Raw genomic sequence first — 13,677 nt, 5'->3', positions numbered from 1 at the left:
ATTGCTCCTTTCAGGCCCAGTTGCGGCAGATATACTTGATTTCGGTGAATGCCTCGAGGCCCTGGCGGGCGCCTTCGCGGCCCAGCCCCGATTGCTTCATGCCCCCGAAGGGGATCGGTGCGCCCGTGACCTTGGTGCGGTTCACGGCGACCATGCCGTATTGCAGCGCCCGCGTCATGCGATAGATCTGGCGCGGGTCCATGCTGTGGACATAGGCGACCAGCCCGTATTCGCTGGCATTTGCGCGTGCGGTGACTTCCTCTTCGGTGGTGAAGCGGCTGATGGCCGCGACGGGGCCGAAGGTTTCCTCGGACATGATGGCGGCGTCGTCGGGCACGTCGGCCAGTACCGTGGGCCGGAAGAACAGCGGGCCAAGCTCGGCATCGATGCCGCCGCCCGTCAGCAGGCGCGCGCCGCGTTCCAGCGCGTCGTCCACATGGGCCTGCGATTTCGCCACCTGCCGATCGTGGATCAGCGGGCCGATATCGGGGTCCTGCATGCCTGCGCCGAGGCTCAGCGCCTCGGTCGCGCGGGCGAAGCGGGCGCAGAACTCGTCATAGATCGCGTCCTGGACATAGAAGCGGTTGGCGCCCAGGCAGTCCTGGCCGCTGGTGGCGAACTTGGCCTTGATGCCCTCGGCCACGGCGCGATCCAGGTCGGCGCCCTCGAAGACGATGAAGGGCGCGTGGCCGCCCAGCTCCATCACCAGCCGCTTCACCGTGTCGGCCGATTGACGATAGAGCAGCCGCCCCACCTCGGTCGAGCCGGTGAAGGACAGCGCGCGCACGCGCGTGTCGGCGGTCCATTCGCCCACGATGGTTGCGGCATCGCCGATCACCGTGTTGACCACGCCGTCCGGGAAGCCCGCGCGCCGCGCCAGTTCGGCCAGCGCCAGCGCCGACAGCGGCGTTTCGGCCGAGGGGTGGATGACCACGGTGCAGCCCGCCGCCAGCGCGGCCGCGGCCTTGCGGGTGATCATCGCGCAGGGGAAGTTCCAGGGCGTGACCAGTGCCGCGACGCCCACGGGTTCGCGCCACAGCTCCATCTCGGCATCGGGCAGGTGGCTGGTGACGCCCTCGATGTTCGGGCGCAGGGCCTCCTCGGCATAGAACTGCACGAAGCTTGCGGCATAGTCGATCTCTCCGCGGGCTTCCGAAATGGGCTTGCCCTGTTCGGCGACCATGATGCGGGCCAGATCCTCCTTGGCCTCGGTCAGCAGCGCGTGCCAGCGGTGCAGGATCGCGGCGCGGTTCTGGGGCAGGGTCGTGGACCAGTCCCCGAAGGCCGCCTGCGCGGCATCGACGGCGGCACGTGCGCCGTTCTCGTCGCTGATCGCGACCTGCGCGACAAGCGCGCCGTTTGCGGGATCGCGGACGGCCAGCCGTCCTGCGGCGGGGAAATCGCCCGCGCCGGGCAGCAGGCCCGGATCGGCCAGCCGATCTTCCAGCGGGCTGCGATGATCGTCGAACATGGGCCACCTCCTGACTGATTGCGCGGTCAGGATGCGCCGTGGCGCGGGGTGGTTTTCACTGAATGCAAGTTCTTCCGCAGAGGAATCCGCTGCCGCAGGCCCCGCGAACCCGAGAATTACCCTTGCGGCAGCAGCGCCGTCACCGGCGGCAGGTCCTTGACCGGCTTCGTCACGATATAGCTGAAATAGCGCCGCACGCCCGCGCGGCTTTCCAGCAGGCCGTCCATCATGTCCTGGAATTCCGCGATGTCGCGGCAGATCACCGACATGAGGTAATCGAAGCCCCCGCCGATGGCCCAGCAGCCGGTGACGGCATCCATCCGCGCCATGATGCGTTCGAAGGTCTGGAAGCTTTCGGCGCGGTGGCTGTCCAGCTCGACCGTGACGAAGACATGGACGTGCGGGCCCATGCGGGTCAGGTCGATCTCGGCCCGGTAGCCGCGGATGAGGCCCGCCTTCTCCAGCCGCTTCATGCGGTCCCAGCAGGGGGTGGGCGACAGGTTCACCCGCGCGGCAAGCTCGGTCTTGGCGATCCGCCCCTCGCGGGTCAGGGTCGCAAGGATCGCGATGTCGCGGTCGTCCAGTTTCGGGGCGTTGGGCGGGGTCATGTCGGGGTTGTTCCCCTGAGCCGCACGAATGTCAATCTGGACAATGGCTTCGCCTCCGGCGATCTTGCGGCCATGTCGCATTGGCCACTCCGCCGCGAGGATATCACCCGCCCCGCCTATCGCAGCCTTGCGCAGGGCATTGCCGCCGCCATCGACGCGGGCAGCCTGCGTCCGGGCCAGCGCCTGCCGCCGCATCGCGACCTGGCATGGCAGCTGGGCGTGTCGGTCCAGACCGTCAGCCGCGCCTACGAGGAACTGATCCGCGCCGACCTGATCTCGGGGCAGGTGGGTCGGGGCAGCTTTGTCAGGTCCGGCCCCCGCGAATCGATCGAGGTGCCTTGGTTCCGCGCGCCCACCGACCGCCCGCCGGTGGACCTGTCGATGATGACGCCCGTCCACCTGCCGCGCATCGCGGATGCCTGGGCCGACAGCATGACGCGCCTTGCGCACCGCTTGCCGCAATCCGCGATGCTGTCCTTTCGCCCGCGCCAGACCATGTCGCTCTATGGCGGGATGGCGGCGGCATGGCTGTCGCGCTGCGGGATCACCGTGCCCGCGCAGCGCATCCTGATCACCAACGGCACGACGCCCGCGATGTTCGTGGCGCTGCTGACGGTGGCCCAGCCGGGGGACTGGATCGCGACGGAAGCGGTCACCTGCCACACGATCAAGCCCGCGGCCCAGCATCTGCACCTGCGGCTGAGGGGCGTGGAATGCGACGACCGCGGCATGATCCCCGAGGCCCTGATCGAGGCCGCCGCCCGTTCGGGCGGGCGGATGCGTGCGGTGTTCCTGCTGCCCTCGGGCGGGGGGCCGCAGGCGCGGATCGTGGACCGCGACCGCCGCGAGGCGCTGGCCGAGGCCGCCGCGACCGCCGGGCTGATGATACTCGAAAGCGATCCGACCGGACCGATGCCGCCGCGCCGTCCGCCCGCCATCTCGGGCTTTGCGCCGGAACGCAGCTTCTATTTCACCGGGCTGTCGAAATGCCTGTCGCCGGGGCTGCGACTGGGTTTTCTCGCGCTGCCCGAAAAATTGGCAGAGGCCGCGCTGAACCGGCATCTGTCCATGGCCTGGATGGCGACGCCCCTGATGGCCGAGATCGCGCAGGACTGGATATCCGGTGGCACCGCCGATGCCCTGCTCGAGGCCCAGAGGGCCGAGCTGGCCGCCCGCAACCGCATGGCCCTGCGATACCTCGGCACGGGCTCGCAGGGGTTCCTGCACGGCCTGCACCGCTGGCTGCCGCTGCCCGAGGGCGCGGACGAGCCCGCCACCGTCGCCGCCGCGCTGGACAGGCAGGTCGCCATCGCGCCCGGCGCGGGCTTTGCCGTGCTGCCCTCGGGGCCTGCGATCAGGGTCTCGATCGGGGGGGCGGGCATGGGCGAACTGGAACAGGCGCTGCGCAACCTTTCGGCAGTATTGCACCGCTGAGATTACTTCCAAAGCAGGACATTCCGGGGGGCGATTTGACACCCATCGGTATAATTGTCATGGTTTAATATAGAAATTGACTTGGAATCCGCATGGGCAGAACTCTCGGCCCAAGCGCCATCGGGATGCCGGACGGTATCCCGCAACCCCGAGGGCCGGACGCGCAACGCGATAGAGACGACCCCCCAAAGGAGGTAACATGACCATCAAGACCCTGACCGCCGCCAGTATCGCAGCACTGATGCTGGGATCGGGCGCAGCCACCGCCGACACCTGGCGCTATGCCTTCGAGGAGGCGCTGGACGAGGTGCAGGGCGTCTTCGCCCAGAAGTTCAAGGAAGAGGTCGAGGCCAATTCCGACCACGAGGTCCAGCTGTTCCCCTATGGCACGTTGGGCGAAAGCGACAACATCCTGGAACAGACCCAGTCGGGCATCCTGCAATTCGTGAACCAGTCGCCCGGCTTCACCGGCGCGGTCATCCCCGAGGCGCAGGTCTTCTTCGTGCCCTACCTGCTGCCCGAGGATCAGGAGCAGCTGGTCAGCTTCTTCCGCAACTCGGAAGCCATCAACTCGATCTTCCCGGAACTCTATGCCGAGCAGGGGCTGGAACTGCTGAGCATGTATCCCGAGGGCGAGGTCATGCTGACCACCAAGGAGCCGGTATCGGGGCCTGACGACCTGAGCGACGTGAAGGTCCGGGTGATGACCAACCCGCTGCTGGTCGAAAGCTACAAGGCCTTCGGCGCGACGCCGACGCCGCTGCCCTGGGGCGAGGTCTATGGCGGTCTGCAGACCGGCATCATCGACGGTCAGGAAAACCCTGCCTTCTACATCGAATCCACCCGCATGTACGAAGTCACGGACCACATCACGCGCCTGGGCCACAACAACTTCACCACCGCGCTGATGGCCAACCAGGAGTTCTACGAGGGCCTGTCCGACGAGGACAAGACCGTCGTGCAGGACGCCGTTTCGGCCGCCTTCGACCATATCGTCGAATATCAGCAGGGCCTGACCGCCAAGTCGCTGGAGATGATCATGGAGGCCAAGCCCGACATGACCGTGACCGAGCTGTCCGAGGAAGAGCGCGCGCCCTTCCGCGACACCGCATCGGATGTCGAAGCGACCTTCCTCGAAATCGGCGGTCCGCGTGCGCAGGAAGTGCTGGACCAGATGAAGGCCGACCTCGAGGCCGCGGGCAGCGAAGGCTGATCCCCTGACATCGCGGGCCGCGGATCGCGCGGCCCGCCCACCGGTCGGACCGGCCCGGGTCCGACATTCTCCGAATCTCTCCCCATCGGACCCCAGCCATGACATCGCACCCCGAACCCGACCGCCGACCTGCCGTCGACCCGGACATCATCGCCGCCGCCGAGGCCGTCTCGCTGGCCGATGACGATATCGACGACAGCTCCTATTCCTCGGGGCTGCCCGGGATCCTGGGGGTCGTCGATACCGTGATCGCCCGGATCGAGGCGGTGCTGTTGGCATCGGGCGTCCTGCTGATGGCGCTGAACACCATGGCCAATGTCGTGGGCCGCTTCGGCTTCGGACGCTCTCTCTATTTCTCCGAGGAGGTGAACACGGCGCTGATCGTGCTGATCACCTTCGCGGGCATCAGCTATGCCGCGCGGCACGGTCGGCACATCCGCATGTCGGCCTTCTTCGACGCGCTGCCCTTCCGCCCGCGCAAGGTGGCGATGTTCGTCATCTCGGCGGTGACCGCGACGGTGATGCTGGGGCTGGCCTGGTACGCCTTCGATTACGTCATGACGCAGGCGCAGCGGGGCCGCGTGATGCCCGCGCTGCAGATCCCGAACTGGTGGATCCTGGTCTGGGCGCCGCTCGGGTTCTTCCTGACCGGCCTGCAATACGCGCTGACGGCGATCAAGAACCTGATCGACCCGGCCATCTGGCTCTCGACCTCGACGCTCGAAGGCTATGACAACAATGACGAAGAAGAGGTCTGAGCGATGACCACGGCCATTCTGGGGACGATGATCGTCCTGCTTCTGCTGGGCTTTCCGATGATGGTGCCGCTGATCATCGGCGCGACCGTCGGCTTCGTCGGCATCTTCGGGGGCATCGGCCAGCTGGACACGCTGGTCCAGCAGGTGATCGCGGGCATCCAGCCCGCCAGCCTGATCGCGGTGCCCATGTTCATCTTCGCCGCCGACATCATGACGCGCGGCCAGTCGGCCGAACGGCTGATCGACCTGGTGATGGCCTTCCTGGGCCATGTGAAGGGCGGGCTGGCGATTTCGACCGCGGGCGCCTGCACGATGTTCGGCGCGGTGTCGGGTTCGACGCAGGCCACCGTGGTCGCCATCGGCGGCCCGCTGCGCCCGCGCCTGCTGAAGGCGGGCTACAGCGACAAGTTCAGCCTGGCGCTGATCATCAACGCATCCGACATCGCCTTCCTGATCCCGCCGTCCATCGGGATGATCATCTATGGCGTGGTGTCGGGCACCTCGATTTCCGAACTGTTCATCGCGGGCATCGGGCCGGGGGTGCTGATCCTCGTGCTGTTCTCGATCTATGCCTATATCTATGCGGTGCGCCACGACGTGCCGACCGAGCCGCCCGCGACCTGGGGCGAACGCGCCCGCGCCATCCGCCGCGCGATCTGGCCGCTTGGCTTCCCGGTCATCATCATCGGCGGCATCTACGGGGGCGTCTTCTCGCCGACCGAGGCTGCGGCGGCCTGCGTCCTCTATGCGCTGATCCTGGAGATGATCGTCTTCCGCGAACTGACGGTGAAGCAGCTCTATGCGACCGCGAAATCGACGGGGCTGATCACGGCGGTCGTGTTCATCCTGGTCGGTGCTGGCGCGGCCTTCAGCTATATCATCAGCTTCGCGCAGATCCCGCAGGCGATCCTGGGCGGCATCGGCATCGACGACATGGGCCCCTATGGCGTGCTGTTCACCATCTCGATCGCGTTCTTCGTGGGCTGCATGTTCGTGGACCCGATCGTCGTGATCCTGATCCTGGTGCCGATCTTCTCGCCCGTGGTGGCGTCGGTCGGGCTGGACCCGGTGCTGGTCGGCACGATCATCACCCTGCAGGTGGCCATCGGCAGCGCCACGCCGCCCTTCGGCTGCGACATCTTCACGGCCATCGCGGTCTTCAAGCGCCCCTATGCCGAGGTGATCGCAGGCACGCCGCCCTTCATCGTGATCCTGCTGTCGGTCGCGGTGGGGCTGATCTTCTTCCCCGACATCGCGCTGTTCCTGCGCGACCTGGCCTTTGCGGAGTGATCCATGTTCCAACGCATCCTCGTCGCCTATGACGGATCGAACGGGGCCGAAAGGTCGCTGGAAAAGGCGGCCGAGATGGCCAGGCTGTGCGATGCGCAGCTGATCATCCTGACCGTCTATCGCCACCACTCGATGCTGGAGGCGTCGCTGTCGATGACGCGCGGCGCGCGCGATCAGGGCGGCAGCCTGGACGACGCCATGCGCAGCCACGCCCGCGACGCGGCCGATTACGCGAAAAGCCTGGCGCGGGATGCGGGCGTCGAACGCGTCAGCGCCTTCATCCGCGCGGGGCAGCCCGCCCGCACCATCGTCGCCGTCGCCCGCGAAAAGGAGTGCGACCTGATCGTCATCGGTTCGCGCGGGCTGGGCGCGACCGAGAATTACCTGCTGGGTTCCGTCAGCCACAAGGTGACCGGGCTTGCGCCCTGTCCCGTGCTGACCGTCTGAGGTGGCCGCCATGTGGAAGGACGACATCCGCCGCTTCGGGCTGATCGCGCTGGCGACCGACATGACGATCGAGGGGGATGCCCGCCTGGTCATGCCCGAGGGCACGCGCCTGCACGTGACCCGCATCGAATTCGACAACCCCACCACCGAAGAGAACCTGCGCAATACCGGCCCGCGCCTGCGGGCGGCGGTGGACCTGATCGTGCCGGGGGTGCATCTGGACGGGATCGGCTTCGGCTGCACCTCGGCCTCGGCGGTGCTGGGGGACCAGATGGACGCGCTGGCCGGGGGGCGGGCCCATGTGACCACGCCCGCAGGTGCCGCGCTGCGCGGCTTCGCGGCGCTTGGCGCGGAACGGGTCGCGCTGATGACGCCCTATCTGGAGGCCACGACCAATCTGGTCGGCGACCATTTCGAGGCGCATGGCATCGACGTGGTCCGCCGCGTCTCCATGAACTTCCCCGACGACCGCGACATGGCGGTCCTGCCGGCCGAGCGGATCGTGGAAATGGCCGTCGGCAGCGATCATCCCGACGCGCAGGCGCTGTTCATCAGCTGCACCGCGCTGCCGGTGATGCCCCTGATCCCGCGGATCGAGGAGGCGTTGGGCAAGCCCGTCCTCAGCGCGAACCAGGCGTTGTTCTGGGCGATGCTGGACCAGGCGCAGATCCCCGCGACCGGTCCGGGCGCTCTGTTCGGCAAACGGACGTGGTAGGGCTGGACGACATCCTTGCCGCCCGCGACCGCATCGCGGGGCAGGTGCTGGAAACGCCGGTCGCGCCCTCGGCGGCGCTTGGGGCGCTGGTTGGCGCCCCCGTCTGGCTGAAGCTGGAACATCGCCAGACGACCGGGGCGTTCAAGCTGCGCGGGGCCACGAACGCGGTGATGCGGATGGGCCGGGTGGCGGGCGTCACCACGGCCTCGACCGGGAACCACGGGCGGGCGCTGGCCCATGCCGCGCGTCAGGCGGGGGCGCGGGCGGTGATCTGCATGTCCTCGCTGGTGCCGGGCAACAAGCTGGAGGCCATCCGCGATCTGGGCGCCGAGGCCCGCGTGATCGGCGACAGCCAGGACGAGGCGTTTCACGAGGCCCGCCGCCTGAAGCGCGACGAGGGGTTCGCCCTGATCCCGCCGTTCGACCATCCCGACGTGATCGCGGGGCAGGGCACGCTTGGGCTGGAACTGCTGGAGCAGGTGCCCGATGCCGCGACCGTCGCGATCCCGCTGTCGGGCGGCGGCCTGCTGGCGGGCGTCGCTGCGGCGATGAAGGCCCGCCGCCCCGACATCCGCATCGTCGGCATCAGCATGAAGCGCGGCGCGGCGATGGCCGCCAGCCTTCGGGCGGGCCACCCCGTCGAGGTGCAGGAACTGCCGACCCTTGCCGACAGCCTTGGCGGCGGGATCGGGCTGCGCAACCGCCTGACCTTCGACATGGTCCGCGCCCTGATGGACGACCTGATCCTGCTGGACGAGGACGCGATCGCCGCAGGCATCCGCCACCTTGCATCCGAGGGCCACGTGGTCGAGGGGGCGGCAGCCGTCGGCGCGGGCGCGGTCCTGTCGGGGCAGCTGACCTCTCGCGGGCCGCTGGTCCTGATCCTGTCGGGCGGAAATATCGACCCTGCGGCCCATGCCGCCATCCTGCGCGAGGGGCCATGACCGCCGTTCTGACCGAGGCGCAGCTGCGCGACAGACTGCATCTGGACCACGCCGCCATCGACGTGATCGAGGACGCGTTCCGCAGGCTGGCCACGGGCGGTGTCGTCATGCCGCCGGTCATGTCCATGCACCTGCCCGAGGTGAACGGAGAGGTGGACGTCAAGACCGCCTGGGTTCCGGGCTTCGACGGCTTCGCGGTCAAGATCTCGCCGGGGTTCTTCGACAATCCGGCGCGGGGGCTGCCGTCCACCTCGGGGCTGATGGTGGTGCTGGATGCGGTGACGGGGCGCGTGCGGACGGTGCTTCTGGACAACGGATACCTGACCGACCTGCGGACGGCGGCGGCGGGGGGCGTCGCGGCGCGGCACCTGTCGCGGGGCGATGCCAGCACGGCCGCGATCATGGGGGCGGGGCTGCAGGCGCGGATGCAGCTGCAGGCGCTGCGGCTGGTCAGGCCGATCACGCGCGCGGCCATCTGGGCGCGCGACCCGGACCGCGCGCAGGCGCTGGCCCGCGAACTGGACGGACCCGACCTACGCATCCGCGCGACCGCCGACCCGGCCGAGGCCGTGGGCATGGCCGATATCGTCGTCACGACCACCCCCGCCACGCAGCCGATCCTGCGGGCCGAATGGCTGCGCCCCGGTCAGCACGTGACCGCCATGGGCAGCGACCAGCCCGGCAAGAACGAGCTGGACCCCGAATGCATTTCCCGCGCCGATCTCTATGTGGCGGATCGCGCGGACCAGGTGCGGCTGATGGGCGAATTGCGTGCCGCCATCGCCGCGGGTGCCCATGACGGCACCGACATCCCCGAACTGGGGCAGATCATTGCCGGGCAGCGCCCCGGCAGAACCCATCCCGATCAGATCACCATCTGCGACCTGACGGGTACCGGCGTGCAGGACACCGCCATTGCCACCCACGCGCTTGCCGCGTTTTCGAAAGACACGTGAATGCCCGAACTGCAAAGGACCCCCGAGCGTTTCTCGACCGAGGAATACGAGGAACGGTTGAAGAAGACCCGCGCCAGCATGGAAAAGCTGGGCCTCGATCTGCTGATCGTCAGCGACCCGTCCAACATGGCCTGGCTGACCGGCTATGACGGCTGGTCCTTCTATGTCCATCAATGCGTCATCGTGGGGCCGGAGGGGCCGCCCATCTGGTACGGTCGCGGCATCGACGCGCCGGGTGCGCTGCGCACCGTCTGGATGCCCGAAGAGTGCATCGTCGGCTATCCCGATTACTACGTCATGTCGGTCGAGCGGCACCCGATGGATTACCTGTGGGCGCAGCTGGCCGACCGGGGCTGGCATACCGGCTTCATCGGCGTCGAGATGGACAATTACTGGTATTCCGCCAAGGCGCATGAACGGCTGGTCCATGGTCTGCCGGACGCGCAGATCCTGGATGCGACGGGGCTGGTCAACTGGCAGCGGGCGGTCAAAACGCCCAAGGAACTGGCCTATATGCGCAAGGCCGCCCGCATCGTCGAACGCATGCACCGCCGCATCGCCGACAAGATCGAGGTGGGGATGCGCAAATGCGATCTGGTGGCCGAGATCTATGACGCGGGGCTGCGTTACGACGAATGGTCCCAGCATGGCGGCGATTACCCGGCCATCGTGCCGATGCTGCCTTCGGGTCCGGACGCGGCGGCGGCGCATCTGACCTGGGACGACCTGCCGCTGAAGAAGGACGAGGGCACCTTCTTCGAGATCGCCGGCTGCTATCAGCGATACCACGTGCCGCTGTCGCGCACGATCTTCCTGGGCACGCCGCCGCAGGAAATGCTGGACGCCGAGAAGGCGGTGCTGGAGGGCATGGATGCGGGCCTCGAGGCCGCGCGCGCGGGCAATACCTGCGAGGATATCGCCAACGCCTTCTTCACGGTCCTCGACCGCTATGGCATCGTCAAGGACAACCGCACCGGCTATCCGATCGGGCTGTCCTATCCGCCCGACTGGGGCGAGCGCACCATGTCCCTGCGCCGCGGCGACCAGACCGAGCTGAAGCCGGGCATGACCTTCCACTTCATGACCGGTCTCTGGATGGAGGGCTGGGGCTATGAGACGACGGAATCCATCGTCATCACCGAACGGGAACCCGAGCTGTTCTGCAACATCCCTCGTCGAATGCTGGTGAAGGCATGAACCCGATCAGTCCCACCATTCCGCTGGACGGGCCCGGCAAGCATCACGGCTTCCTTCGGCTGCCCCATTCGCGCAACGACAGCGCCTGGGGCAGCGTGATGATCCCGATCACCGTCATCGCCAATGGCGAAGGGCCGACGGCCCTTCTGACCGGCGGCAATCACGGCGATGAATACGAAGGCCCCATCGCGCTGCAGCAGCTCGCATGGGAGCTGGAGCCGCAGGACATCACCGGGCGCGTCATCATCGTGCCCTATCTGAACATGCCCGCCTTCGCGGCGGGCACGCGGGTCAGCCCGATCGACCAGGTGAACATGAACCGCTGCTTTCCGGGCAGGCCCGACGGGACGGTGACCCAGAAGATCGCGCATTACTTCGACAGCGTGCTGGTGCCGATGGCGGATATCGTGCTGGATTACCATTCGGGGGGCAAGACGCTGGACTTCCTGCCCTATGCGGCCGCGCATTACCTGGACGATGCGGACCAGCAGGCCGCCTGCGTCGCGGCGATGCGGGCCTTCGGCGCGCCGTATTCGATGATGATGCGGGAAATCGACGCGGTCGGCATGTTCGACACTGCCGTCGAGGAGAAGGGCAAGGTCTTCGTCACGACCGAGCTGGGCGGTGGTGGCACCGCGACCGCGGCATCGGCGCGGATCGCCATTCGCGGGGCGCGAAACGTGCTGGCCCATGCGGGGATCCTGTCGGATGCGGTCGCGCAGGCAGACAGCGTGATGCTGGACATGCCGGGCGACGACTGCTTCCACTTTGCCGAACGTGCGGGGCTGCTGCACCCGCTGGTCGATCTGGGCGAGAGCGTGGCCGAAGGTCAGCCCATCGCCCGGATCTGGGCGGGCGACCGCACGGGCGCCCAGCCGGTCGAGCTGCGGGCGAACCGTGCGGGCGTGATCGCCGCGCGCCATTTCCCCGGCCTCGTGCAGCTGGGCGATTGCGTTGCGGTGATCGCCGTGCCGGAAACGGGCGCCTAGTCCAGCGCCAGCTCCTCGAGCAGGGCCGCGTATTGTGCCCCGTGCATGTCGCGATCCGCTGCCGCGCCCTGGATGACGGGGCGCGGCAGGCTGAACTTGACCACCCGCAGATCCGCGATGTCGAAGCGTTTCAGCAGCTGCGGCTCGACCGCGAACAGCCGCGCGACGCGATCGGTCGCAAGCCCTTCGGTCACGCGCGTGAACGCGTCCTCGGTGCCACAGAAGATGTCGATGGTCACCCAGAACGGTCCGGCATTCTTGGACCGCACCTTGGTCACGATCTGGCCAAGCGTCGGATTGCGGGTCATGCCGTCACCTCGTCGAATTGCAGCCGGAAGGCCGACATCGGATCGTCCAGCGCCATGACGTGGTTCAGCGCGAATTCGTACAGCGCCCCGCGATCCGTCGTGGCCGGCGAATAGGGGAAGGCGAAGGTCGGCAGTTCCTCGTCGTCGGTCAGCGGATAGTGCAGGACGAAGGGGTTGATCAGCTTGCCGATCTCGGATGCCTCGGCCTGGGTGGCGGCGGTGATGATGCCCAGCACGCCGACCTCGACCGGGTCGCCCTTGCGGTTCTCGATGGGGCCAAGCGCGCCGTTCACGCCGATCAGCCGGAAATCCAGCGAATAGGCATCGGGGGTCAGCCCCATGCGTCGCTCGATCTCGGGGGCGAGGAAGCCGTTCAGCCGGTCCACCCATGCCTGCGCGTTCGCGACGTAATGGGCGTTGCGCAGGATCGCCATGATCGTCGTCTGGAAGCCCGCGATGCGCGCGCCCTCCAGCTTGACGGTATAGGGGCCGGGCACCCATTCCGACCCCTCGACCCGGACGCGGCGATCGTCCAGCGCGGCATAGCGCGCAGCCGTCACGTCCAGGTATCCGCCCGGTTCGTACAGCCGGAACGGGTCCGAATTCTCGTAGAGCATATGCGCCGAGACCGAATGCGGCGTGCAGCGGGCATCGGGGTGCGGCGCCTCGACGGTGAAGCCTTCGCGGTCGAAATCGACCATGATCACCCCCGAGGTCGGATGCGTCGAACAGAGCGCGCCGCATTCCGCGATCTTGGCGCCGTGCCAGCACGCGCCCGCGGCCTCGCCCCGCATCAGGGGCAGGGCGGCGATGGTCGCGGTGTCGGTCGTACGGCCCGCGATCACGATGTCGGCGCCGCCTTCCAGCGCGGCCTGGATATGTTCGGCCCCCGCAAGCGCCACGATATTGGCAAGCCCCTCGGGATCGCATTCGGGCGCGGGCGTTAGCGGCGTGATCGCGCCTTCGCGCAGGGCCGCGGCGATGCGGTCCTGCGGCTGGCTGCTGTAGATGCGGGCGATGCGCAGGCTCTGGCCCAGTTCGGCGGCCAGCTCGGTCGTGATGTCGTACATCCAGTCGACCGTGCTGTCGGTCCCCGAGGTGCCGGCGGTGCCGATGACCAGCGGCACGCCCGCACGGGCGCGCGCCTGCATCAGCACGCGCCATTCCGCCCGCGTCGCCGCGCGCGAATATTTCGACACCCCGGCCCCAAGCGAGAACGGCCCGCTGTCGGTCGATCCGCCGTCGATGCAGATGATGTCGGGTGCCATGTCCACCCCCCGGGCAAGCGCGTCGGCATCGAAGCCGAGGCCCAGCACGCCCGAGGGAACAAGTACGCGGGTTGCCATG

The 13,677-nt window shown here is 67.9% G+C and carries 14 protein-coding genes; 10 read left to right on the top strand and 4 right to left on the bottom strand.

Annotated features, from left to right (window positions below):
* Positions 1–10: 10 nt before the first annotated feature.
* Both QMZ16_RS00140 and QMZ16_RS00135 read right to left on the bottom strand, forming a co-directional pair.
* Positions 11–1,471 (bottom strand): NAD-dependent succinate-semialdehyde dehydrogenase, encoded by a 1,461-nt coding sequence (locus QMZ16_RS00140; RefSeq protein WP_282601638.1) that lies wholly within the window; start codon positions 1,469–1,471, stop codon positions 11–13.
* A gap of 116 nt (positions 1,472–1,587) precedes the next feature.
* Positions 1,588–2,079, bottom strand: a complete 492-nt coding sequence (locus QMZ16_RS00135; RefSeq protein ID WP_022707374.1) for an Lrp/AsnC family transcriptional regulator — start codon at positions 2,077–2,079, stop codon at positions 1,588–1,590.
* Positions 2,080–2,151: 72 nt separating this feature from the next.
* On the opposite strand from QMZ16_RS00135, the gene QMZ16_RS00130 reads away from it, so the two are divergent.
* From QMZ16_RS00130 to doeB, 10 genes are all read left to right on the top strand, one after another.
* The gene (locus QMZ16_RS00130; protein ID WP_282601637.1) at positions 2,152–3,513 is read left to right on the top strand and encodes a PLP-dependent aminotransferase family protein; all 1,362 of its coding nucleotides are present in this window, start codon (positions 2,152–2,154) and stop codon (positions 3,511–3,513) included.
* Between the two features lie 199 nt (positions 3,514–3,712).
* On the top strand, positions 3,713–4,726 hold the full coding sequence (gene dctP, locus QMZ16_RS00125) for a TRAP transporter substrate-binding protein DctP (protein WP_022707372.1): 1,014 nt from the start codon (positions 3,713–3,715) through the stop codon (positions 4,724–4,726).
* Positions 4,727–4,824: 98 nt separating this feature from the next.
* The gene (locus QMZ16_RS00120) at positions 4,825–5,484 is read left to right on the top strand and encodes a TRAP transporter small permease (RefSeq protein WP_282601636.1); all 660 of its coding nucleotides are present in this window, start codon (positions 4,825–4,827) and stop codon (positions 5,482–5,484) included.
* 3 nt (positions 5,485–5,487) lie between these two features.
* A complete protein-coding gene (locus tag QMZ16_RS00115) occupies positions 5,488–6,774 on the top strand; it encodes a TRAP transporter large permease (protein ID WP_022707370.1) in 1,287 nt (428 codons plus the stop codon).
* 3 nt (positions 6,775–6,777) lie between these two features.
* A complete protein-coding gene (locus tag QMZ16_RS00110) occupies positions 6,778–7,221 on the top strand; it encodes a universal stress protein (RefSeq protein WP_022707369.1) in 444 nt (147 codons plus the stop codon).
* Positions 7,222–7,231: 10 nt separating this feature from the next.
* Positions 7,232–7,936 carry an ectoine utilization protein EutA gene (locus QMZ16_RS00105; protein WP_282601635.1) on the top strand — a complete coding sequence of 235 codons (705 nt, stop codon included), beginning with the start codon at positions 7,232–7,234 and terminating at the stop codon, positions 7,934–7,936.
* Positions 7,930–8,880 carry a hydroxyectoine utilization dehydratase EutB gene (gene eutB / locus QMZ16_RS00100; protein WP_282601634.1) on the top strand — a complete coding sequence of 317 codons (951 nt, stop codon included), beginning with the start codon at positions 7,930–7,932 and terminating at the stop codon, positions 8,878–8,880. Before QMZ16_RS00105 ends, eutB begins: the two co-directional genes overlap by 7 nt.
* A complete protein-coding gene (locus QMZ16_RS00095) occupies positions 8,877–9,836 on the top strand; it encodes a cyclodeaminase (protein WP_282601633.1) in 960 nt (319 codons plus the stop codon). The genes eutB and QMZ16_RS00095 overlap by 4 nt, the downstream gene beginning before the upstream one ends.
* A complete protein-coding gene (gene doeA, locus QMZ16_RS00090; protein ID WP_282601632.1) occupies positions 9,837–11,033 on the top strand; it encodes an ectoine hydrolase DoeA in 1,197 nt (398 codons plus the stop codon).
* Positions 11,030–12,022, top strand: coding sequence for a N(2)-acetyl-L-2,4-diaminobutanoate deacetylase DoeB (doeB, locus tag QMZ16_RS00085; protein WP_282601631.1), 993 nt, complete (start codon positions 11,030–11,032; stop codon positions 12,020–12,022). Before doeA ends, doeB begins: the two co-directional genes overlap by 4 nt.
* Here doeB and QMZ16_RS00080 read toward each other — a convergent pair.
* A complete protein-coding gene (locus QMZ16_RS00080) occupies positions 12,019–12,330 on the bottom strand; it encodes a DUF4387 family protein (protein ID WP_022707363.1) in 312 nt (103 codons plus the stop codon). The two genes, doeB and QMZ16_RS00080, sit on opposite strands and share 4 nt — an antisense overlap.
* Positions 12,327–13,676, bottom strand: coding sequence for an acyclic terpene utilization AtuA family protein (locus tag QMZ16_RS00075; RefSeq protein WP_282601630.1), 1,350 nt, complete (start codon positions 13,674–13,676; stop codon positions 12,327–12,329). Before QMZ16_RS00075 ends, QMZ16_RS00080 begins: the two co-directional genes overlap by 4 nt.
* Position 13,677 lies beyond the last annotated feature (1 nt).

The organism is Paracoccus sp. PARArs4 (assembly GCF_947311865.1).
GTDB classification, from domain to species: domain Bacteria; phylum Pseudomonadota; class Alphaproteobacteria; order Rhodobacterales; family Rhodobacteraceae; genus Paracoccus; species Paracoccus zeaxanthinifaciens.
The sequence above is the reverse complement of the archived record's forward strand: the minus strand, read 5'-3'. Positions and strand labels throughout refer to the sequence as shown.

Excerpts from the sequence above, each read along its gene's own strand:
- QMZ16_RS00140 (WP_282601638.1), bottom strand. The coding sequence starts at position 1,471 with ATGTTCGACGATCATCGCAGCCCGCTGGAAGATCGGCTGGCCGATCCG.
- QMZ16_RS00135 (WP_022707374.1), bottom strand. The coding sequence starts at position 2,079 with ATGACCCCGCCCAACGCCCCGAAACTGGACGACCGCGACATCGCGATC.
- QMZ16_RS00130 (WP_282601637.1), top strand. The coding sequence starts at position 2,152 with ATGTCGCATTGGCCACTCCGCCGCGAGGATATCACCCGCCCCGCCTAT.
- dctP (WP_022707372.1), top strand. The coding sequence starts at position 3,713 with ATGACCATCAAGACCCTGACCGCCGCCAGTATCGCAGCACTGATGCTG.
- QMZ16_RS00120 (WP_282601636.1), top strand. The coding sequence starts at position 4,825 with ATGACATCGCACCCCGAACCCGACCGCCGACCTGCCGTCGACCCGGAC.
- QMZ16_RS00115 (WP_022707370.1), top strand. The coding sequence starts at position 5,488 with ATGACCACGGCCATTCTGGGGACGATGATCGTCCTGCTTCTGCTGGGC.
- QMZ16_RS00110 (WP_022707369.1), top strand. The coding sequence starts at position 6,778 with ATGTTCCAACGCATCCTCGTCGCCTATGACGGATCGAACGGGGCCGAA.
- QMZ16_RS00105 (WP_282601635.1), top strand. The coding sequence starts at position 7,232 with ATGTGGAAGGACGACATCCGCCGCTTCGGGCTGATCGCGCTGGCGACC.
- QMZ16_RS00095 (WP_282601633.1), top strand. The coding sequence starts at position 8,877 with ATGACCGCCGTTCTGACCGAGGCGCAGCTGCGCGACAGACTGCATCTG.
- doeA (WP_282601632.1), top strand. The coding sequence starts at position 9,837 with ATGCCCGAACTGCAAAGGACCCCCGAGCGTTTCTCGACCGAGGAATAC.
- doeB (WP_282601631.1), top strand. The coding sequence starts at position 11,030 with ATGAACCCGATCAGTCCCACCATTCCGCTGGACGGGCCCGGCAAGCAT.
- QMZ16_RS00080 (WP_022707363.1), bottom strand. The coding sequence starts at position 12,330 with ATGACCCGCAATCCGACGCTTGGCCAGATCGTGACCAAGGTGCGGTCC.
- QMZ16_RS00075 (WP_282601630.1), bottom strand. The coding sequence starts at position 13,676 with ATGGCAACCCGCGTACTTGTTCCCTCGGGCGTGCTGGGCCTCGGCTTC.